This window comes from Sinorhizobium kostiense (genome assembly GCF_017874595.1).
In the GTDB taxonomy this organism is placed as follows: domain Bacteria; phylum Pseudomonadota; class Alphaproteobacteria; order Rhizobiales; family Rhizobiaceae; genus Sinorhizobium; species Sinorhizobium kostiense.
The window spans coordinates 376,626-398,575 of sequence record NZ_JAGILA010000003.1 but is presented as its reverse complement, the minus strand read 5'-3'; the positions used below and the strand labels follow the sequence as shown (position 1 = coordinate 398,575).

At 60.7% G+C, this 21,950-nt stretch carries 17 protein-coding genes and 2 pseudogenes; 8 read left to right on the top strand and 11 right to left on the bottom strand.

Going from position 1 to position 21,950, the window contains the following annotated elements:
• Positions 1-16 precede the first annotated feature (16 nt).
• Entirely contained in the window at positions 17-1,051 is a 1,035-nt protein-coding gene (locus J2Z31_RS14605) for a proline racemase family protein (RefSeq protein WP_028002800.1), read from the bottom strand.
• Between the two features lie 68 nt (positions 1,052-1,119).
• A complete protein-coding gene (gene dapA, locus J2Z31_RS14600) occupies positions 1,120-1,998 on the bottom strand; it encodes a 4-hydroxy-tetrahydrodipicolinate synthase (RefSeq protein ID WP_028002799.1) in 879 nt (292 codons plus the stop codon).
• Between the two features lie 170 nt (positions 1,999-2,168).
• Between dapA and J2Z31_RS14595 the strand changes: the two genes are divergently transcribed.
• Both J2Z31_RS14595 and J2Z31_RS14590 read left to right on the top strand, forming a co-directional pair.
• Positions 2,169-2,927: a GntR family transcriptional regulator gene (locus J2Z31_RS14595; protein WP_050577639.1), complete on the top strand. Its 759-nt coding sequence runs from the start codon at positions 2,169-2,171 to the stop codon at positions 2,925-2,927.
• 8 nt (positions 2,928-2,935) lie between these two features.
• Positions 2,936-3,709, top strand: a complete 774-nt coding sequence (locus J2Z31_RS14590) for a pyrroline-5-carboxylate reductase (RefSeq protein ID WP_033058494.1) — start codon at positions 2,936-2,938, stop codon at positions 3,707-3,709.
• Here the strand turns inward: J2Z31_RS14590 and lhpI are convergent.
• Both lhpI and J2Z31_RS14580 read right to left on the bottom strand, forming a co-directional pair.
• Positions 3,699-5,432 carry a cis-3-hydroxy-L-proline dehydratase gene (lhpI, locus tag J2Z31_RS14585; protein ID WP_028002796.1) on the bottom strand — a complete coding sequence of 578 codons (1,734 nt, stop codon included), beginning with the start codon at positions 5,430-5,432 and terminating at the stop codon, positions 3,699-3,701. The genes J2Z31_RS14590 and lhpI overlap by 11 nt on opposite strands.
• A gap of 86 nt (positions 5,433-5,518) precedes the next feature.
• Positions 5,519-6,316, bottom strand: coding sequence for an SDR family NAD(P)-dependent oxidoreductase (locus J2Z31_RS14580; protein WP_028002795.1), 798 nt, complete (start codon positions 6,314-6,316; stop codon positions 5,519-5,521).
• 189 nt (positions 6,317-6,505) lie between these two features.
• Here J2Z31_RS14580 and J2Z31_RS14575 point away from each other — a divergent pair, with 189 nt between their 5' ends.
• The 5 genes from J2Z31_RS14575 (at position 6,506) to J2Z31_RS14555 (ending at position 11,760) form a co-directional block, all read left to right on the top strand.
• On the top strand, positions 6,506-7,504 hold the full coding sequence (locus J2Z31_RS14575; RefSeq protein WP_028002794.1) for a 4-hydroxyproline epimerase: 999 nt from the start codon (positions 6,506-6,508) through the stop codon (positions 7,502-7,504).
• Between the two features lie 83 nt (positions 7,505-7,587).
• Positions 7,588-8,580 carry an AraC family transcriptional regulator gene (locus J2Z31_RS14570; protein WP_209602396.1) on the top strand — a complete coding sequence of 331 codons (993 nt, stop codon included), beginning with the start codon at positions 7,588-7,590 and terminating at the stop codon, positions 8,578-8,580.
• Between the two features lie 386 nt (positions 8,581-8,966).
• On the top strand, positions 8,967-10,976 hold the full coding sequence (locus tag J2Z31_RS14565) for a methyl-accepting chemotaxis protein (RefSeq protein WP_084617849.1): 2,010 nt from the start codon (positions 8,967-8,969) through the stop codon (positions 10,974-10,976).
• Positions 10,976-11,446 (top strand): chemotaxis protein CheW, encoded by a 471-nt coding sequence (locus tag J2Z31_RS14560; RefSeq protein ID WP_028002791.1) that lies wholly within the window; start codon positions 10,976-10,978, stop codon positions 11,444-11,446. Before J2Z31_RS14565 ends, J2Z31_RS14560 begins: the two co-directional genes overlap by 1 nt.
• 77 nt (positions 11,447-11,523) lie before the next feature.
• Positions 11,524-11,760, top strand: a complete 237-nt coding sequence (locus tag J2Z31_RS14555; protein ID WP_028002790.1) for an S-adenosylmethionine synthetase N-terminal domain-containing protein — start codon at positions 11,524-11,526, stop codon at positions 11,758-11,760.
• A gap of 17 nt (positions 11,761-11,777) precedes the next feature.
• Here J2Z31_RS14555 and J2Z31_RS29630 read toward each other — a convergent pair whose 3' ends face one another.
• From J2Z31_RS29630 to J2Z31_RS14540, 4 genes are read right to left on the bottom strand one after another with little or no spacing between them, the layout of a single operon-like run.
• A complete protein-coding gene (locus J2Z31_RS29630) occupies positions 11,778-11,900 on the bottom strand; it encodes a hypothetical protein (protein WP_268828466.1) in 123 nt (40 codons plus the stop codon).
• Between the two features lie 31 nt (positions 11,901-11,931).
• Positions 11,932-13,077, bottom strand: a complete 1,146-nt coding sequence (locus tag J2Z31_RS14550) for a M20 aminoacylase family protein (RefSeq protein ID WP_028002789.1) — start codon at positions 13,075-13,077, stop codon at positions 11,932-11,934.
• The gene (locus tag J2Z31_RS14545; protein WP_028002788.1) at positions 13,078-14,313 is read right to left on the bottom strand and encodes a Zn-dependent hydrolase; all 1,236 of its coding nucleotides are present in this window, start codon (positions 14,311-14,313) and stop codon (positions 13,078-13,080) included.
• Positions 14,310-15,509, bottom strand: a complete 1,200-nt coding sequence (locus J2Z31_RS14540; RefSeq protein WP_028002787.1) for a diaminopropionate ammonia-lyase — start codon at positions 15,507-15,509, stop codon at positions 14,310-14,312. The genes J2Z31_RS14545 and J2Z31_RS14540 overlap by 4 nt, the downstream gene beginning before the upstream one ends.
• 101 nt (positions 15,510-15,610) lie before the next feature.
• Between J2Z31_RS14540 and J2Z31_RS14535 the strand changes: the two genes are divergently transcribed.
• Complete coding sequence (locus J2Z31_RS14535; RefSeq protein ID WP_028002786.1) at positions 15,611-16,087, top strand: Lrp/AsnC family transcriptional regulator; 477 nt, start codon at positions 15,611-15,613, stop codon at positions 16,085-16,087.
• 326 nt (positions 16,088-16,413) lie between these two features.
• Here the strand turns inward: J2Z31_RS14535 and J2Z31_RS14530 are convergent, their stop codons facing one another.
• The 3 genes and pseudogenes from J2Z31_RS14530 to J2Z31_RS14520 form a co-directional block, all read right to left on the bottom strand.
• A complete protein-coding gene (locus tag J2Z31_RS14530; RefSeq protein WP_028002785.1) occupies positions 16,414-19,677 on the bottom strand; it encodes an error-prone DNA polymerase in 3,264 nt (1,087 codons plus the stop codon).
• Positions 19,677-21,192: pseudogene (locus J2Z31_RS14525) on the bottom strand (Y-family DNA polymerase). The gene J2Z31_RS14530 and the pseudogene J2Z31_RS14525 overlap by 1 nt, the downstream one beginning before the upstream one ends.
• Positions 21,113-21,873 (bottom strand): annotated as a pseudogene (locus tag J2Z31_RS14520) (ImuA family protein). The pseudogenes J2Z31_RS14525 and J2Z31_RS14520 overlap by 80 nt, the downstream one beginning before the upstream one ends.
• Positions 21,874-21,950 lie beyond the last annotated feature (77 nt).

Below are 21,950 nucleotides of genomic sequence, written 5' to 3'. Positions count from 1 at the left end.
GTTGCTGTCTGCCGGATCAAACGGTTGCCATCCAGGTGTCGGCCACGGTGAAGCCATTCGGATACGGATCGGTCGGATCCATGCCCATCTGGTGAAAACCGGTGATCCAGGCCTGGCCTGATATGGCGGGAATGACGGCATCGTATCGGCCGACCTTGGCCAGACCGTCAATCGAGCACAAAAAGCGGCTGCCGGTGATGGATTCATGCACTAGCGTTTCGCCGGGCGCGATCAGACCTTTGGCATGAAGCAGGGCCAAGCGGGCCGACGAACCCGTGCCGCAGGGCGAACGATCGCAACGCCCCGGGGAAACGACGACGCAATTTCTCGATACCAGTTGGCCGTTCTCGCGGCGTAGCGGACCCATGAATTCCGTGTTGGTGATGCCCGGAATGGCAGGGTTTTCGGGATGTTCCACCGCAAGCTGCTCCACGGCGGCGGTTTTCAGCCTCTGACCGACCTCGCACAGTTCCCGTGCTTCGGACGGGTCGACTGAAAAGCCGAGTGCTGCGGCGTCGACCATCACATAGGTCATACCGCCATAGACGATGTCGACCCCGACCGTACCCAGGCCGGCGACCTCGATCTTGCTGTCGACGTGATAGCAAAAGGCAGGCTGGTTCACGAGGCGGACGCTGGTCACCTTCCCATCGCGGCACTCGCAGCGTACACGGATGAGACCCGCCGGCGACTCGAGCGTCAGGTTTGTAACGGGTTCCTGCATCGGCAGGATGCCCGTCTCGAGCAGCACGGTCGCAACGCACATGGTGTTCGACCCGGACATCGCAGGATACTCGGTGGTCTCCAGGATCACATAGCCCATATCCGCGTCAGGATGGTTGGACGGCAGCACGATATTGGCATTGTGCCAGACGGCGCCGCGCGGCTCGAACAGCACCATTTTGCGGATGTCGTCCATGTAGTTTTCAAGATGAAGTTTCTTGTCGAACATTGTCTTACCCGGCACCTGTCCGACGCCGCCGACGATGACCTTGCCGCTCTCGCCTTCCGCATGGCATTCGACGACGGAGAGCACCTTTTTGAACCGCATGACCCCGATCCCTGAACCCAAGAAGCAATAAGGGCGCCCGACGCAACCGGGCGCCACCGGCTCGAAACTTACCAGTTGAGGATCGGCTGCATGGCGGCCTTGAACTCGGCCTTCTCGGCATCGGTCAGGGGGCCGAGCGGCGCGCGGCACTCGCCGACGGGCAAGCCCTGCAGCTCGCAGCCATACTTGATCTTCTGTACGAATTTTCCGGATTCGAGGATGTTCATCGCACGATAAAGGGTCTTCATCATGTCGCGCGCCTTGGCGATATCGCCTGACTTGTAGGTGCGGTCGAGATCGCAGCACGCTTTCGCCATGCAGTTCGACGGTCCGCAAATCCAGCTTTCCGCACCCCAGAACATGAAGTCGAGCGCAATATCGTCGGAACCGCTGACCAATTGGATCTTGCCCTCGTAGCGGCTGGCGATATCGATCGCCCGCTGCAGCACGCCCGAGCTTTCTTTGATGCCAATGACACGCGGATTGTCGGCAAAGTGGTCCATCAATTCGAAGCTGATATCGGAGCCGTCCTTTGCCGGGTAGCTGTAGAGCACCAGGTTGACGTCGACCGCAGCCAGCACGGTTTCATAGTGCTTGATCAGCTCTTCCTGGGTCGGGCGGGTGTAGAAGGGCGGCGCGAGCAAAACCGTGTCATAGCCGATCTTCCTGGCGAGCTCGGTCTGCTCGATAACCTCGCGCGTGGCCGGCGCATTCGTGCCGGCGATCAGGATTTCGCCCGGCTTGGCGAAGTCCTTGACGAACTGCAGGACGTCGCGGCGCTCCTCGGTGGTCTGGCTGAAATATTCACCCGTCGAACCGTTCGGTACCCAGCCGGTCACCCCGGCCTCGCGGAGATGGGCCAAAAGCTTTTCAAAGGACTTGAAATCGATCTTGTTGTTTTTGTCGAAGGGGGTGACGAGGGCGGGCATGACGCCGGTGAGTTTCATCGCGAGGCTCCATTTGACAAGAATTTAGAAGTGACTGTTTCGATCCGAGGGTCTTGGCAGTTCATTTGCGCCGTCCAGCGGCACCTGCATCCATCCTCTGCCTGCCGATGTTATGTCGTCTTAATGTCGACAAAGTCAAGCTGAAAGTTCCTTGTCGACACGGTGTCCTTATGAATCTATGGTCAAGGCATACAGGCGGGAAGGAATTTGAAGTGGAAGAACAGGAATCTAGGCGCATCCGTGGCACCGGCTGGAAAAGCGTCTACGACACGCTGCGAGCCGAGATCCTGGGGCTGAGGTTGCAGCCCGGCCAGCTTCTCGACGAGACGACGCTTGCCGAGCGTTTCGACATGTCGCGCTCCCCCGTCCGTGAGGCGCTGATCCGCCTGGCGGGCGAAGGTCTGGTGGTCACTCTGTCCAATCGCAGTACTATCGTCGCGCCGATCGAAATCGGGACGTTCCCCAAATATGTCGAGGCGCTGGATATCGCTCAGCGTATGAACACTCGCCTTGCGGCGACACTGCGTACCGACGCCGATCTCAAGATCATCGCCAAGCGCCAGAAGGAGTTCGAGGCGGCGGTCAAGACCGGCGTTCATCTCTCGATGTCGGAAGCCAACAAGCGTTTCCACATGGCCATTGCGGATGCCGGAAAAAATCCTTTTCTTGCTTCGTTCTATGAACGGCTTCTGGGACAAGGCCAGCGCATGCTGCACCTGCATTTCGAATATCTCGAGAGGACGCATGAGGGCTATCTCCTCACCGACGAGCACAACCTGATGCTGGAAGCGATCCGCAACCGCGATGTGGAGCGGGCGGACGAACTCGCCCACGCCCATACCCGCCAGTTCCAAGACAACTTCATCAATTTCATGCGCGAGAACTACACAACCGAAGCTCCTCTCATGCCATTGAACGCCGCAGAATGAGCCATGTCATGACCGGTCCGATTGGCTTTCTCGGAACGGGAACGATCACCAGGGCGATCATCACGGGTCTGCTTGCCGACCCTGAATTCGCAAACCCGATTATTGTCGCGCCCCGCAACGCCGAGATCGCGACGGATCTCGCGGCCACCTATCCGCAGGTCACGATCGCCGAAGACAATCAGGCTGTTTCAAACAGCTCCGAGGTGGTCTTTCTGGCCGTGCGGCCGCAAATCGCATCAGACGTCATTCCGCAAATCGGATTTCGTGACGGCCAACTCGTCATCAGTCTGATCGCCGCCACGGAGCGCGAGACTTTGCACGAATGGATCAAGTCCGATGTCGAGCTCGTACAGGCCATACCCCTGCCCTTTGTCGAGGACCGCGAGGGTGTGACCGCCATTTTTCCACGCAGCCCTCGCGTCGCAGATCTCTTCAACAGGATCGGGACGGCCGTGGAATGCGAGACGCGCACGGAATACGACCTGTTGGCTGCCGCCAGCGCGACCATGTCGCTTTATTTTGGCCTGATGGCACGCGCCGTCGATTGGCTTGAAGCGCAGGGTCTACCCGAGGACAGCGGTCGCGCGTACCTCTCGGCTCATTTTCAAACCCTTGCGAAGGTCGCGAGCCGTCGGTCCGACACCTCCCTTCACAGGCTGTCGCGGGAATACGCCACCAAGGGAGGCCTGAACGAACAGGTCTGGACGGATTTCGACCAGAACGGCGGAACGCGCGCTCTGGTCGACGCACTCGATCGGGTGCTGTTGCGTATCACGAAATAGAGCCTGCCGTCAGCCATCCGGGAAGCGCGGTCTCGGCAAAGCCGCTGCAGGCAGCGTCGACGCAGCGTTGTAGGCTTCCGAAATGGAACTCCCTGCCCACGGCGGCGGGACCGTAATGCGCATATTTGCCGGAATTGGTCATGATATATCTGACGCGGGGGGCAATGACAGGCTCAGAGATCAGGCACCAGCAGGTATCGTTGAGGAACCGGCCGCCGAACCTCGAGATCACATCGACAAAGCCTTCCTTCTTGGCTTTCTCGAAAACGTCCCTTCCGCAGGTCACGATCATGTCGACCTTATCCGACTTCATCCTGCCAGTACAAAGTGCCGCGAGCCGTTCGCATTCCGTCAGCGAGAAATGCGGGTTGCCCAGCGATACGAGATCGACATCCGCGGAGCCGGCATTGTTGAGCTCGCGCCACGTCTCGATCAACGCCTCGATCGTAATCGTGTGACGGCCCACCCCATGCGAGCCGCCCGTCGCCTCTTCGACGGTCCTTGCCTCCGGTGTTGCGCCAACAATGTGGAACATCGCCACAGCCGACGTCGTGGCAAAAGCCGCGCCGAAAGCCTTGAGATCATCGAGGGAGATCGGTAGCTCCTCCAGTCCGGTAAGAACGGGAATATCGTTCGTTGCGATCTTGCCCACGTGATATCCCAATGCCGGCCAGAAGGAATCGTCGAGCACATCAGGACGCGGAACATTTATCTGGAGCGTGGCGAGACGCTTCTCGGGAAGGTAACAATCGGCATTCGGCGCGCGCCCGGTTATGGCCACAAGAATATCGAGATAGTCCGGATATTTCATCGTGCGCGCACCCAGCACCGCGTTGGCAAACACCACGGCATTTGATTCCGCCCAGGCGATCCGCTGGCCGAATGCAGGCGCTCCATCGAGTAGATAGGGCGCACATGTATAGGTCGGCTCGACGCCCATGGCCCTATAGGTATCGGCCAGCTCATCGGACGGCCTGCCAAGACCCGGATCGACGCCGAGGCCTTGCCACAGGCGCCGATCGACGCAAAGCGAATTCATGGTCGAGCGTATGCGAACGCGGCCACCCAGTTCGAACAGTCTCCTGGCAAATTGAAGAACGCCCGACCCGTGGTAAAAGCATCCGTCGATATGCGCCATATCGACATCGATAAGGCTGTGGGCCCCTTCGATCTGCGCGGTTCTAATGATGATGCGCATGGCGACCCGTGCCGCCTCGCCGAATTCACCGTCGAGAAACCGCTGGTCAGTCTCGGTCAGTTCGAAACCTTCGAGATCGACGGTGATAGAATCGCCGTCATCGGCCATGAAGGCGGGAGCGGCTGCGTGGAGATCTACCTGGCCATCGTGGACGACCGCATGCCGAGCCTCGGCAAGTGAGGCAAAGTCCTCCGCGGACAGACGGACGACCGGAATGCTCTTCCGGAACAGCTCCTTCGCAATGAGCACGCCCAAGGTCAAGATCGTCTCCTTGTGCTGCAAGACGAGCGCGCTCGGAGCATGGCCGTTCATGATAAGTTCGAAGATGGCCAGACTTCCTGCGCAGGAACCCCGCCCGCTGGGGATTGCGAGGATCTTCCCGCAAACGCTTTGTCCATGCAGTGGATGGTGCGTGTCGATCACGACTCCGGTCTTGGGATGCACGCCTCCCATGAAACTGAGGCCGACGTTGGAAAACAGAAGCTCACCCGCTCCTATGCCGGCGACAAGACATTCTCCATTCATCGCTCAATACCCCGATGATTGCTGCTAGCGTCGCTGATTGACGTGCTTCTCGACACCATGTACCCGTTCGGGGCTACGTTATTCGTCTACGCCGGCTGGGCAGCTGCGTTAGTGTAAACCGAGTAGACCAGCCAACCGCAGTCCACTGGCAATGTCACACCTGTGATGGCAGCGGCTGCAGGCGAACAAAGGAAGAAGATCGCTTCTCCAATTTCGCTCGGCTCGACAAACCTGCCGAGAGCCGACTTGGAGATAACCTTCGATGGATCGCGTTCTCCCCTATCGATCCTGTCCTTCATCGCCGGAGTAAGGGTGTATCCCGGGGCCACGGCATTTACCCTTACCCCCTGCGGGCCCAATTCGGCTGCCATCACTTCCGTTAGAGTTTTCAGAGCCGCCTTGCTCATCGCATATGCGGGCTGCGGCAGCGCATGAAACGTCGTCAATGAGCACAGGTTGATAATCGCACCATGGCCTGACTCAGCCATTTTTTTCCCAAAGGCTTTGCCGGTCAAAACGCTTCCACGCAGATTAACATCGAGAATTCTGTCGAAATCCTCGATGCGCATCGATGTCAACCGCGTGGCGTTTTGAAGTATGCCACCCGAATTGATCAGAGCTGCAACTCCGCCTTCTAGAGAAAACACCTGCTCTGAAAATGATTGGACTGCCGCCTCGTCTGTAACATCGAGATAAACAGACTGCACGTCGAAGCCCCGAACGCTTAGCTCGCCAGCTATCTCTCGGCCGCGGTCAGCATTGATATCGGCGATAATGACTTTCCACCCCGAGGAGGCAAACTTCCGCACCGTCGCCTCACCGATTCCACTTGCTCCACCCGTCACTACCGCCCGTAGCGTCTGGCTGCCGGCGCTTGCGCTCATATCACCGCTCCCTTTCTCGGCAAGGCTTAAAGGCGTCGATCTAATGTCGACACAAACCTTCTGTCAACCGGCTCATTTGAAAACGGCTGTTCGATCGATGTTTCTGTCGACATTTGCACGACAATCTGCAACATATCGCTACCTGCCCCTCATGGGCGCTGTGTTCAACACTCAACGGAAGTGATTGGTATGACCCGCTACACGTTCGACTGCATTGAGGGCCATACGGCCGGCATGCCCGTTCGCCTAATTGTCTCTGGGCAGCCAGAGCTCGTAGGCGAGACACAGAGCGAGAGGCGACTGGATTTTATCACAAGGTACGATTGGATCCGCAGTGGACTGATGTGTGAACCGAGGGGCCATGAGATGATGTCGGGGGCAATGCTGGTTCCCTCGACACGGGAAGACTGCGATACAGGCGTACTCTACCTTGAGACATCAGGATGTATTCCGATGTGCGGTCATGCCACGATAGGATTGGTGACATTCATCATCGAAAAGGCGTTACTCGAACCGACTACGCCAGGAGTTGTGCGGCTAGACACCCCTGCCGGGGTTGTAGAGGCAAAATACGAAAAGACCGGCGACAAAGTCAGTGGGGTTCGGTTCAGCAACGTACCCTCGTTTGTTCTTGCCCGGAGCGTAGAATTGAACCACCCCGACCTCGGTCCCATCGTTTTCGACATAGCTTACGGGGGCAATTTCTATCCCATCGTCGAGAGCCAGAAAAACTTCAGGGACTGCGCCGACTATTCGCCTGAAGAGTTGCGGCGAATGGCGCAGGTTCTCGTGAAAATGCTGCCCGGCGTCATTGACGTTGTCCACCCGGATAACCCCAGTATTCGAGGCGCGCATCATACAATGTGGTGCGGCGCACCCACGAACGGCGGCGATGCACGTGCTGTCGTGATCGCCACTCCGAAGATCATCGATCGCTCACCCTGCGGTACAGGCACGTCGGCGCGTGTAGCGCTCAGGGCAGCCCGAGGAGAGCAGGAAATCGGCGATGTCTTCATCCATGAGAGCTTGATAGGATCAACGTTCAAGGGCCGGATCGAGCGGCACGTAACCCTGGCGGCAGGCATGCCTGCAATCATTCCAAGCGTCGAAGGGAACGCCTACATAACAGGCGCATCCACTCACTTGATTGATGACCAGGAACCATATGTTGAGGGTTTCCTGAGCTGACCTTAGGTCACCTGTTGATCTAAGCGTCAGCAATTTTTTGGCCAATATCCTTCGCAGCCGTCACTTGACCCACTTGCAGCAACATGCCGCATAACAATCCTTCCAAGCTCGTTTCGCGCTTTTCTGGCACTGATTTTGAAGAGATGGTCGATACCTTCACGCGCCATTTCGGCCCGTTGGAAGCATCCCCCACCGGCCCTTCGCAAAAGTTCCAATGGAATGCCGATTTTTGGAGCAGTGGCACCACGACGTTGGTCGCCGGTCAGTATTTAACCGGGTGGCAGGTGCGCGCCGAACCCGAAATGGCCGAATGGCTATCAATTCTCCTGCCACGCGAGGGCGCTATCGATGTGACTGTCGGTCACCGTGCCTTTGAAGGACTGCCTGGAAAACTGCTTCTGGTCAACAATCATCAGGCTGATCGCTTCGTCGTGCGCGGCGCTCCACACGTGTCCGATGTCTTGCGTTTGGACTGGACCCTCATCGCGAAGGCGGTCTCCGGAGTCCTTGACGTGCCATTGACTGGGACGCTGGACTTACATCCCCCGATCGACCTCTCTTCTGTCGAAGGAAAAGTCATGCAAAATTTACTGGAAGCGATCGTGACCGGCATGCGAAACGATGGGCCGCTCCTTCACGCGCCTGTTGCGATGTCGAATTTGACCAGTGCACTGGCGGAACTGGTGGTGCGATCGGTGCCTCATCGGCTCTCATATCTCCTGGACAAGAATGCTGCGATGATTGCCCCGTGGCATGTGCATCGGGCCATTGATTTCATGCGCGCGAATATCGATCGGCCAATTACGATGGCTGCGGTCGCTGAAACGGTGGGTGTTTCGATACGCGCTCTTGAGAACGGCTTTCGGACGTTCAAGGAAACGACACCTTCGGCCTATCTGCGCGCTATCCGGCTCCGCGCTGCGCATGCCGACCTTCTTGATCCTGCGAATCAACAATCCATCAAAGAGATATCCCTCAAATGGGGCTTCTTTCATTTCGGCCGTTTTTCCACTGCGTATCGAGAGGCATACGGAGAGAAGCCATCCGATACAAAAAGGCGAGCGACAAGCGCTTAAACAGAGTTCCCTTGTCCAATCTTGGAAGTTTTGTCCGCCTTCCGCACCGTGACACAGCTCAGGGTAGCGAACTTTAGGACCTGTTAAGCTTTACAATAAATTCATGGGGCGCCCATCCGGTCCGCGGCGGAAACGTCTGCACGGGAGCGGGCAGGGCCACTTGCTATTGCGCAGCAGGCAATTCCGTCCGACGCCTTTTCGAATGATTTGAAAGGTGGTTTCGCTCAAAACGACGTGGAAGCATGACGCCCTCCTGTCCTCATGAACCGGAGAACGCGCATCCTGCGAACCATGTCATTGCCTCTTCCCGCGTATAGCGCAAGCAGCTGAAAGTCAGCGCTATGCATCACTGAAGCATATTCAGCCCAAACTGGACGATTTTTGCCATGCCACACATCAAGCATCTGAGAACATCATCTAAGATCGCGACCATCTTCGCCATCCTTCTTGTCGTAGCCTGTACGATAAGCGTCTTCAACTATCGCAGCCTTCACTTCGTCGATCAGACGAGCGGGTGGGTCCAGCATACCAATGAGGTCCTCAGGGCTACGAACCGACTGCTTCTTGGGATGGTCAACCAAGAGACAGGGGTTCGCGGCTATCTCATCTCCGGCGACGAATCATTCCTGGGCCCCTTCAGAGAGGGACAGCAACTCTACGAAGAATCGCTGGCGCAGGCGAAAGAGTTGACGGCGGATAATCCGACGCAGCAAAAACGCCTCGACGATCTGGATGTGCTGGCAAGAGCGTGGCGCGCAAATGTCGCCGACGAGGAGATCGCCCTCATCAAGAAGTCCGACCAAATAGAGGTCGCCCGGAAAATGGAGGCGAGCGGGGCCGGAAAACAATCCATGGATGGCATCCGAAAGCTTGTTGCAGAGATCCAGGCCGAAGAACGCGCTCTCATGATCGAGCGCAACGCCGCTGGACGCGCGGCCGTAGACTCGTCGGACTGGACCGCCATGGGAGGAATGGCGGTGATGGCGGCATTTGCGGTGCTTGCCGGTTTCGCCCTCTATCGTGGTATTGCAGCTCCGATCGCCAGCACGACGGGCGTCATGCGCAAGCTCGCCGATGGAGACCTCGCGGTCGAAATTCCTTTTACCGATCTCAGGAATGAGCTTGGCGATATGGCGCGCGCTGTCGAGGTGTTCAAGCAGAACGGCATCAAGGTGCGTGAGATGAGCGACCAGGAAGCAGCGCTGCAGGCCAAGAGCGCCGACCTTCAGTCGAGCATCGGCCAGGTGGTGGCGGCGGCCGTCGCCGGCGATTTCACACAGCGCATCTCCAAGGACTATGACAACGCCGATCTCAATCGGTTTGCCGCCCAAGTCAACGACCTGGTGACATCGGTCGATACAGGTATCGCTGAAACACGCAGGGTGGTGTCGGCTTTGGCTGCGGGCGATCTGACCGAGAGCATGCGCGGGGAGTTCCAGGGAGCCTTTGGCGAACTGCAGCAAAACGTCAATGCGACGATGGCCAATCTCCGCGCGGTGCTCGGCGAAGTCCGTTCCGCGGTGGAGACCATCAACAGCGGTGCGACCGAGATGCGAAGCGCCTCCGGTGATCTGTCGAAGCGCACGGAGCAACAGGCGGCCTCGCTGGAGGAAACCTCCTCGGCGCTCGAGGAAATCACCGTCGCGGTTAGAAGCTCTACAGAGCGGGCGACGGAAGCCAGCCATATGGTCGACGAAGCCCGCAGGAGCACCGAGCAGTCGAGCGCCGTCGTGACGGACGCGGTCTCGGCCATGGGAAGAATCGAGCAGGCCTCCGGCGAGATCGGTCAGATCATCAACGTCATCGACGAGATCGCCTTCCAGACCAATCTTCTGGCATTGAACGCCGGCGTCGAAGCAGCGCGTGCGGGAGATGCGGGCAAGGGTTTCGCCGTCGTTGCCCAGGAAGTGCGCGAGCTTGCCCAGCGCTCAGCCGGGGCGGCCAAGGACATCAAGGCGCTGATCTCGCGTTCGAGCGGCGAGGTCCAATCCGGCGTAAAGCTTGTGACTGCGACCGGCGAAGCCCTCACCCTGATCCAGGGACATGTGGTCAAGATCAACGAGCATGTGCATTCGATCGCGAGAGCCGCCAAGGAGCAATCGACAGGCTTGTCGGAGGTCTCGACCGCCGTCAACCACATGGATCAGGTGACACAACAGAATGCGGCGATGGTCGAGGAATCGACGGCGGCGACCAATCGGCTCGCCGACGAGGCGTCCAATCTCTCACGGCTGATCGCCCGCTTCAGGGTGGATGGCTCGACATCGGGTCCGCGTATCGTCGCCCACGACGCCCGCCCCGCCGCCTCGCCGGCGCGTGCACTCGGGCTAAAGGTCGCCGGCGCGTTCGGTGGAGGCCGAACCGCGACTGCGGCGGCAGGATGGGAGGATTTCTGATGACTTGGGACAGCAAACGCAGCCCGGGTACGCCGTTGGAAATCATCGCCTTTCATCTCGGCGACCAGCAATTCTGCGTCGAGACCACCTCGATCCGGGAAATCCGAGGATGGGCAGCGTCAACACCGCTGCCCCACGCGCCGCCGCATGTGCTCGGCGTGATGAATCTGCGCGGCTCGGTCATCCCCATTATCGATCTGGCTGCGCGTCTCGGCGTCCGCAGCACGATCGACACAAGCCGTGCCGCCATCGTCGTTGCAGAAGTGGGAAACAACATCGTCGGCCTTGTGGTCGATCAGGTCTCCGATATTCTTTCGATCCGCGGCGACCAGATTCAGCCGGTGCCCGATCTCGGCATGACCTTCAACGCCAGCTATTCGCACGGCATCATCCCGCTTGAACGCGGCATGGTTTGCTTCCTCGACCTCGACAACATGTTCGCCAATCTCGATGAGACTGCGGCAGCCTGACCGATCGCCAGCAAACGCAGGCGCAAGCTCGCGGTCGACGCTGCGTTCATCGACAAAAAACGAAGTGAGAAGAACAAATGTCCCATACTGCTGTATTTACACCTGACAACCAGAACCGCTCGCAAGAAGCCGAGATCACTGGCCAAATGGATGTCGCTGTCTTGGAAATCCTCGAACGTGGCCGCAGTGAGATTCTCCAAATAACCAACTACCTGGAGGCACTTTATGCAAGAGTTCTCGCCGAGACAGCTGGAGCGACTGCCCTCTTGGTGATCGCGGGCGAGACGTCATCCAACCCTCTCCAAGCTGCTTAAGCCAAACCGGTTAGCGTTCACTTCCAAGCCGTCCAGCGCACGCCTCGATCGGCCATCGTCTGATTGACGTGTTGCTGCAGGACGAACTGATGCTCGAAGCGATCGCGCAGGATGTCGAACGGGCCGACGAACTGGGCCACGCAAGAAGCCCTGGTCTGGTTGCCGGCCCGATCAAAGCCGCCTGCGGACGATGCTCGCGTGGAATTGTGCGCCATAGATGAGCGCCTCGTCGTTAAAATCGTAGGTCGGATTGTGCAACGGGGCAGAGTGTGTGCCATTGCCGAGGAAGACGAAGCACCCAGGTACGAAGTCGAGGAAACGGGCGAAATCCTCCGAGCCGGTCATCGGCTCCCGACGCACGGCGACGTTATTCGGCTCGAAAACATCTGCGGCGGCTGCGAATGCCTCGTTGGTCAGCGCGGCGTCGTTCAGGAGCGGCACGAATTCCCTGGTATAGCTGACCTCGGCCGAGACATTGTAGGTCAGCGCCGTGCCTTTGGCGATCACGCGCATCTGCTTCTCGATCTCGGCGCTCACCTCCGGCCGGAAGCTTCGAGCGTCACCCAGAATGCGCGCCAGCCCCGGCAGGGCATTGCGCGTGCCGTCGGTGACAAGCTCGGTGACTGAGACGACGCTGATATCAGTCGGGTTCAGCCGGCGCGAGACGATCGTCTGGAGATTCGTGACAAGTGCGCAGGCCGCCACCAGCACCTCGTTTCCGCCATGCGGCCGCGCCGCGTGACCGCCGATGCCACGCAGCACGATCTCGAAATTGTCCTCGGCCGACATGATCGCGCCGGGACGCGTCTCGAAATGCCCGACTGGAAGACCCGGCATGTTATGGATGCCGTAGATCTCGTCGAAGGGGAAGCGGTGCATGATGCCATCCTCGATCATCGCCAGCGCGCCCCTGCCCCATTCTTCGGCGGGTTGGAAGACGAAGCGAACCGTGCCATCGAAGCCACCCTCTTCGGCGAGCATCTTTGCAGCACCCAGCAACATCGCCGTATGGCCGTCGTGCCCGCAGGCATGCATGACACCAGCATTCTTCGAGGCATAGGGCAGGTTGCCCTGTTCGGGAATGCGAAGCGCATCCATATCGGCACGCAGCGCGACCGAGCGATTACCGCTTCCCCGCTTCAATGTGCCTACAACGCCAGTGCCGCCAATCCCCTCGACGACCTCATCGAAACCGAATTCCCGAAGCTTTGCGGCGACGAAAGCCGATGTCCGCTTCTCTTCGAAGCCAAATTCGGGGTGAGCGTGAAGGTGGTGACGCCAGGCGCGCATGTCAGAAACCAGTTGATCGATGTCCATCTATTCCCCTCCCACGAGCTTGCGGACGACGTCGAGCAGGACATTGGCACCCGCGACCAGTTCGTCGTCTCCGGTGAATTCCTTGGGATTGTGACTGATGCCGCCCTTGCTCGGCACAAAAATCATGGCCGCCGGCGCCATGCGCGCGATCATTTGCGCATCATGGCCAGCACCGGAGGTCATGCGCCGCCAGGAGAGCCCCCGTGCCCTGGCAGCCGCCTCGATGCCCGCGACGATGCCGGCATCGAAGGTCACCGGCTCGAAGCGGGCCAACCGCTCGACGCTGATGGCCACACCCTCCTCCCCCGAGAGCATCTTGAGGAAATCGGCAAGAGCCGCCTCCTCCTGCTTCAGCCGCTCTTCATCCGGATCGCGCAGATCGACCGTGAAGGTCACCCGAGAGGGAATGACGTTGATCGCGTTGGGCTCGAAGGCCATGCAGCCAACCGTCGCCACCGTCGGCGTGTTCGAGGCCTTGGCGCGATCACGCAGGAATGTGATGACGCGGGCGGCAGCATAGCCGGCATCGCGGCGCATGGAGATCGGGGTCGTACCGGCATGGTTTGCATCACCCTCGACACTCACCTTCTGCCAGGAAATGCCCTGCAGGTTTTCCACTGCCCCGATCGCAACGCCCTCGCGCTCCAGCACTGGGCCCTGCTCGATATGCAATTCCATATAGGCACACGGTTTCAGAAAGCCCGGCTCGCGGTCGCCCGCATAGCCGATGCGGCGAAGCTCGTCGCCGAGCACAGATCCGTCAGTCCCGACCGTCGCCAGCGCCGTCTCGACATCCAGCCCGCCGGCATAGACGAGTGAGCCCATCATGTCGGGCGTGTACCGCACGCCCTCCTCATTGGTGAAGGCGACAACGACGATGGGCCGCACCGGCACGAAGCCAGAAGACTTTAGCGTCTCGATGACCTCCAGTCCCGCAAGCACGCCGTAGCATCCGTCATAGATGCCGGCATTGATGACGGTGTCGATATGCGAGCCGAGCATCAGCGGCGGACGATCCGCCGTGTCCTCTGCCCAGATGCCGAAGATGTTGCCGATACGGTCGACCGCGATCTCAAGCCCCGCCGCTTCCAGCCAGGAGACCAGGCGGTTACGGCCGTCCCGTTCGCTGTCGGACGCGGCAAGCCGTGTCAGCCGGCCCTCGCCATTTCGGCCGATAGCGCCGAGTTCACGCAAACGGCCGAGCAGCCGGACGGCGTCGATGGAAGGCGCCGTCATGCGGCACCCCGCGATAGGACCTCAGCGGGCGAAGCTCCGACGATCTCCTGATAGCGACCGGGATCGGTCGCACCCTCTGTATTGACCACGAAGACGCGGGATTCTTTACCGATGGAAAGGGCGGCCTTGACTTCGGGATCAGCAACCGCCTTCAGGAAGCCTGCGAGGCCCACGCCGCCGCTTTCGCCGGAGACGACCGCCGGATCACCCGCGACAGGATTGGCAAGACGCCGCATCACCGAGAGGGCATCCTCCTCATCGACCGTCAGGAAGGCATCGGCGGCGCGCGAGAGGATGCGCCAGGCAACGCGCGACGGTTCGTAGCATTCGAGCATCGCCATAACTGTTGGCTCGCCATGCGGCACCTTCACCGGATGGCCGGCACGCGCCGTCTCGAACAGGCAGGCAGCGCGCGCTGGATCGACGACGGTGAAGACCGGCCGCTCATCGCCGAGCACGATCGCCAAATGTCCGGCGACGGCCGCCGCGATGCCGCCGACGCCGGCTTGGATGAACACGTGGGTGGGCGGTGCCGGGATCTGGCGCAGCGCCTCGCGTACGAGCGCGGTGTAACCCTGCATCACCAGCCCCGGAATGCGCTCATAGCCGGGCCATGAGGTGTCTGAGACGATCGTCCAGTTGCGCTCCTCGGCAACGCGAGCGGCCTCCTGCACGGAATCGTCGTAGCTGCCCTCAACGCGAATCATCTCCGCACCAAACCGGGCGATCGCCCGCACGCGCGCATCGCTGACGCCGGAATGCACGAAGATAGCCGAGCGCGCGCCAACGAGCTGGGCACCCTGGGCAACCGAGCGGCCGTGATTGCCATCGGTGGCGCAGGCGAAGGTCATGCTTTCTGCGATCTGCCGAACGTCCGAAGAATGCAGCGCTGCCATATCTATCGTCCGTCCCTGTCGCACTGAAGCTTCCTCCAAGACGAGGCGGATGACAGCGTAGGCGCCGCCAAGTGCCTTGAAGCTGCCGAGCCCCAGCCGCTGCCCCTCGTCCTTGACGTGGATCGCCCCGACGCCGGTTGCCGCGGCGAGACCGGGCAGAGAAACGAGCGGCGTCTCCGCGTGATGGTCACGGTATTGCAGATGATGCTCCACGTCTGCCGCCGCTTCGAGAGCGAGCATATCAGCATCGGCAGGCTCGAGCGCACGTCGGTGATCGGAATGGGCGTTGCGGAGAAACATGCGGGCCTCCTTGGCTGTCCTGCAGAAACATATTGCAGGGGAGGCGAAAAAGGCGCTGATACTTGGAGGTGTTTTTGCAAGTTTGTTTCGCGGAGTCGCTCTTGCCACCCTCTTCTACCCCGCGGCTCGATGGATTCGACCGCAAAATCCTCGACATTCTGCAGCGCGACAACACGACCCCGCAGAGGACGATCGGCGAGGCCGTTAATCTTTCCGCGCCGGCCGTGCAGCGCCGCATCAAGCGCATGACGGAGGAAGGGGTCATCCGCGCAAATGTCGCCGTGGTCGATCCCGCTGCCGTCGGCCATGCGATTACGATCTTCGTGGAGATAGAGGTTATCAGCGAGACCGCAGAACAGATCGAAGAAGCGAAGCGCCAATTCGCCGCCGAACCGCAGATTCAGCAGTGCTATTACGTCACTGGCGAGGCAGATTTCGTGCTCGTCATTGTCGTGCCGTCCATGGCCGAGTATGAAGCCCTCACGCGCCGCCTCTTCTTCGGAAACAACAACGTCAAGCGCTTCCGCACCTTCGTTGCCATGGATCGCATCAAGGTGGGGCTCGGCGTTCCCACTTAGCGTGTAGCACCCGACGTTGGCGGACCTATGCGTGAGCTTGCCTCAAGTCACGGCGTATCAGATGGACCGACGACAGGACACTGATGAATACGGTCCTCATCGAGTCTTGGATTGACTGCGGCCAAGCGCGTGAGGCTCGACCATTTCCGTCGTCAACGCGGGCTGTTCGGCCAGATCGATGTGATCGCTTCGCGAGTCTCGCAATCCTGCCGGATACGGCCAGTATGGGCCATCAGATCAAACCGCCGTTCACATGCAGGGCTATCGTCAGCGCCAGCGGGTTTTCGGATGAAGGGAAAACTAAGCCAAATCATCCACATTCAGCATCACTGAAAATTCCGGCTCTTGATCTTCAGCGTATCGATATGAAGATCAGGCACGAACATGTCCCTCGCCCGAACGCCCGGAGGCGCTTTTTCGCGGGAATCCGGACTTCCAGGGGAGCCGTGAGCGAACTCATCGCCACGGCCGGTCGCCGGCCGGAATTCGCCATCGCGCTCGGCAAGGCTCGACAGATCGGCCGAGAGATCGAACAGTTGCTGGGCGACCAGGCGAACCACCTCGCCTTCCCGCTGGATCCTGCCGTTGATCGCCATCATGCTGGCGCCGAGCACCACACGCCTCGATCGCTCGAAAAGCCTTGGCCAGACGACGACATTGGCAATGCCGGTTTCATCCTCGATGGTGATGAACATCACGCCTTTGGCCGAACCAGGGCGTTGACGCACCAGCACCAGGCCGGCCGCCATCAGCCATTGCCCGTCCCGCGCCGTCATTGCCTCGGCACAGGTGACGATTCGGCGCTTCGCAAGATCGTCCCGCATGAAACGCAACGGATGCTGCCGGAGCGTCAGGCCGGTGTGGCTATAGTCCTCGACGACGTTATGGCCGTCGGTCATCTGTCTTAGCTCGACTGTCGGCTCCTGCTGCTCGGCAATCGCCCGGACTTCCCGTTCCGCCGCGGCCGTGAAGAGCGGAAGCGGTTCGTCGCGCAACGCCTTGATCGCCCAAAGTGCATCCCGTCGCTCGAGATGGAGAGACGGCAGGAAGGCATCGGCTTCGGCCAACTCCACGAGCGAGGCGACCGGCACACCCGACCGCCGCCACATGTCGTCGACGGAGGCAAAGGGTTCTTCGGCGCGGGCTGCAACGATGCGTGCTGCATCTGCCGTGGCCAATCCGCGCACCAGGCGCATGCCGAGCCGCACCGCATGCCGGCCCGTGCCTTCGACTGGCTCGAGCGTGCAGTCCCAGCGCGATTGGTTGATGCAGATCGGGCGGACCTCGACACCGTGCCCGCGGGCATCACGGACAATCTGGGCAGGAGCATAAAAGCCCATCGGCTGGGAGTTCAGCAGTGCCGCACAGAACACATCAGGGAAATGGCATTTTACATAGTTGGAGGCATAGGCGATCAGCGCGAAGGAGGCGGCATGGCTTTCGGGGAAGCCATAGGAACCAAAACCTTCGAGCTGCGAGAATGTCTTTTCAGCGAATTCCGGCGAATAACCGTTCCGGACCATGCCGGAGACGAGCTTGTCCTTGAACCGTGAGACGCCGCCGGTGAACTTGAAGGTCGCCATGGATTTCCGGAGCTGGTCGGCTTCGCCGCCGGTAAATCCAGCGCAGACCATCGCGACCTTCATCGCCGACTCCTGGAACAGCGGAACACCCAATGTCTTGTGGAGGACCGCCTCCAACTCCGGCGTCGGATATTCGACCTTCTCCTTGCCTTCGCGCCGGCGCAGATAGGGATGTACCATATCGCCCTGGATCGGCCCGGGGCGAACGATCGCCACCTGGATGACGAGGTCGTAGAAGGTCCGCGGCCTCATGCGCGGCAGCATGGACATCTGCGCACGGGATTCGATCTGGAAGGTGCCGAGCGTATCGGCCTTACGGATCATCGCATAAGTGGCCGGATCCTCCTGCGGGATGGTGGCAAGGTCGAGGGTTGCATGCTTGTGCTCGCTGATCAGCGCGAAAGCCTTCGCCATACAGGTCAGCATGCCAAGCGCCAGCACGTCGACCTTCATCATTTTGAGCGCCTCGACGTCATCTTTGTCCCATTCGATCACCTGGCGGTCAACCATCGCCGCCGGCTCGATCGGCACGAGATGATCCAACCTGTCATGGGTCAGAACGAAGCCGCCGGGATGCTGACCGAGATGCCGCGGCGCGCCCATCAGCTGCTGGGCAAGACTCAGGGTCAAAGCGAGGCGGCGATCTCCCGGATTAAGGCCCAGTTCCTTGACCTGCCGCTCACCGACCGTCTCCGACCACGACCAGATCCCCGATGACAATGCGTTGATCAGGTCCTCGGGCAGGCCCAACGCCTTGCCGACATCGCGGATGGCGCCTTTGGCGCGATAGCGGGTCACCGTCGAGCAGAGTGCGGCCTTGTCATGGCCATAGGTCTTGTAAATCCACTGGATCACCTCTTCGCGCCGTTCGTGTTCGAAGTCGACATCGATGTCGGGCGGCTCGTCGCGTTCCTGGCTGACGAACCGTTCGAACAAAAGGTCGTTCGTGTCGGGATCGATCGAGGTGATACCGAGCACATAGCAGACGGCGGAATTGGCCGCCGATCCCCTGCCCTGGCAGAGAATGCCTTGTGACCGGGCATACCGGACGATCGAGAAGACGGTGAGGAAGTAAGGCGCGTACTTCATCGTCTCGATCAGCGTCAGTTCGTGGCGGATCGTCTTTTCGACATGCGCCGGCAGCCCCTCGGGATAGCGCGTTCCGATGCCCTGCCAGGTGTAGTGCTCGAGCGACTGCTGTGCGGTCATGCCCGGGATCAGCGCCTCTTCAGGATACTGATAGACCAGTTCCTCGAGCGAAAACCTGCAGTGCTCGACGATCTCCATCGTGCGTGCGAGGGCTTCCGGGTAGCAGGGAAAGAGACGCGCCATTTCGTCCGGCGGCTTCAGGTAGCGATCGGCATGCCGCTCACGCTCGAAGCCGACATCATCGATGGTGGTGCCGGTGCGGATGCAGGTGACGACATCTTGGAGCTGCCGGCGGCCGGGCTCGTGAAACAGCACGTCATTGGTGACGACGGTCTTCACCCGGTGCTTTATCGCCAGGTTCCACAGCTCATGCAGGCGAAGCTGATCGTTCGGACGACGGCGCAGGCAGAGCGAGACATAGGCGCGGTCGCCGAATACATCGGCCATCTTCCTGAGCTGCACGGCACAGGTCTCATCGGCCAAGTCCGGCACCAGGATACCGATCAGCCCTTCGGCATAGAGCGCGACGTCGTCGAGATGCAGGATGCAGTTGGCTTTCCCGCCTCGTCCCTTGCCCAGCGTCAGAAGCCGGGTCAGCCGGGAATAGGCGGCGCGATCGGTGGGATAGACGAGGATCGACATGCCGTCCTGCAGATCGAGCCGGCAGCCGACGACCAGCCGCAAGCCGGTGGCGCGTGACGCTTCCAGCGCCCGGACGATACCGGCAAGGCTGTTGCGGTCGACAATGCCGAGCGCCTCGATTCCCATGAGCTTTGCGGTGGCGAACAGTTCCTCCGCCGAGCTTGCGCCGCGGAGGAAGGAGAAATGCGTGGTGACCTGGAGTTCGGCATAGCGCATCAGGCGAACACCCCGTGCAGGAACCATTTGTGCGATCCGGTTTCCACATCGACGCCGTCGCCCGATCGAAAGATCCAGAAACGTTCGCCACTGTCATCCTCAATCACGAAGTAGTCGCGAACCGCAGTCCATTCGGAGCCGCGTTTCCACCACTCCCCAAAAATCCGTTCCGGACCGTCGGCGCGCTTCACGCGACGCCGCTTGCCGCGCCAGGTGAAGGACACCGGCGGATGATCGGGCAAGAGTGCAATCACCTCGATCAGTTCTGGACGCGTTAGAAGCCGTGTCGGCCTCGGCCAGTGCATCGGCCAGGTGGCGCCGTCCTCATCGGCCGTCGGCACGATCCGATGGACGCTGCGCTCCGGGACGTCGCTTGCAACCGGCGCGACGCGGAAAATCCGCTGGCCGCCACGATTGCAAAGCACATCGATGAGCGGCGTCACATCGGTAACCTGCTCTTCGATCAGCGAAGAGGCTGACTGCACGTCAATGAGTGGCTCGGCGATAATGGCGGCCAGGCTGAGCTTCTCGATGCCGAAGCCGGGTTCGATCTTCTCGATCCGATCGCGGAAGAGTTTTGTCAGCCAGGCGATATCGCGGACTGGCTTCGCCGTGCCTGCCCGGAGCGACTGAAGCGTGTTGTCGACGCGGTGGATGATGAGGTCGGCTCGCCGCACGCCAAGTCCGCGCTTCTCGAGCTCCAGACAGAGCTGCCGCACCAGACGGCTCACGTATTTCTCAATGGTTTCCGGTGCGCCGATCGGCTCGGCGAAAGATTTTTGGACTTCGACGAGATCCGCGGGCCGGATCGGGTCGATCGGCTCGGCGACGCGGCCGAACAGCTGGTCGAGACGCCGTGCGACCTCGGGACCGAAGCGGAGCGTCAGCGGCGCCCGCGGCGTGGCGGCGAGTTCGCCGACAGTGGCGAAGCCGAGCGTGCGGAGACCTGCAACGGTATCGACCGGCAATCGCAGCGATGACAACGGCAGCCGGTTCACAGCCTTGGCGGTCTCGCCGCGGCCGACAATAACCGTCTCACAGCTGGTGGCACGGGCAAGCGCATGCGCGGCCCCCCAGGTATCGGCGATCGCCGCATGGGCAGCGAGACCTCGGCCGCGGAAGCGATTGACGAGACCGGAGAGCATCAGTTCCTCGCCGCCCTGGAGATGATCGGCGCCTTCCGTATCCATGACGATGCCATCCGGAGGATCCATCGCGACGACGGGGGGAGTATTGCGACAAGGCCCAGAGTGTCAGCCGCTCCAGCGTAGCGAGGTCGGCGACCGGATCGGCATTGATCATCGTGAGACCTTGGACCAGCGCCTGCGCCTTCGCGGCCGGCATGCCGACGCGAAGCCCGAGCTTGAGCGTTGCCCGATCAGCCGCCACAACCCATCGCTTCGAGCCGCTCCTGGCGATCACAACAAGGGGCGTGTCAGGAGACAGCGAAGGATTGGCGCGCCTGATCCGGTCGGTCGGCAGTGTCGGAAGAAAGACAGATACGACCCTGGCCATCGCATGCTCCGATAATAAATTCTCCTCCCTCCCCTGCCCTGACCCGCATGAGCTCCGCCAGCCAGCGCACCCTGCCGACGCCCGGCACAGGGAGCGGCTCGGACGGCAGCACCGAGATCCGCCAGCGGGTTGCCGCGGCCGTCGGCATCCCGAAGTCGGAAGCTTCTGTCTGGCGCCGCCAGCGGCGGATGACCAGACCCAACGTGCCCGACTTTTCCGCCGCCAGCTGCAGCCGGCGGGATGCCGTCATCGGCAGGCGCACCAGCTCGGCGACCACCGCGCCGAGGCCGCCATAGCGCAACGCCTCCTCGAAGCTTGCGAGCACCGTCTCTTCCTTGTCGCACTCGACGAAGATGACGCGGTCGGGATGAAGCCCGACCTGGGCGAGCGCCGGAAAGAAAAGATCGAAGCGCGTCAGGCACCAGACCACCTTGCCGGTCGTGCGCGCCGCGATGCCGCCGATGAAGAGTGCCGCGGCCGCGCCGTCGACCGCGCCGTTGCCGCCGCTGGCCACTTCGTGCAGCGCGCCATAGGCCAATCCTCCGCCCGGCAGCTGCGCATCGATCTCGGGACACCGAACGGCAAGACGCTTCGTTGGCGTGAGCCCGCCCCTTCCAGGCTGGCGATTTTCTCGCGCAGCTCGTCGAGGACGGCATTCGAAGTGGCGACAGCTGCGGTCATGATCTCCTATACGGCAACCCGTTTTCGGCTTGAGATGATGAAATATGTTCTGTATTTGTTCTCAAAGCGAACATGAG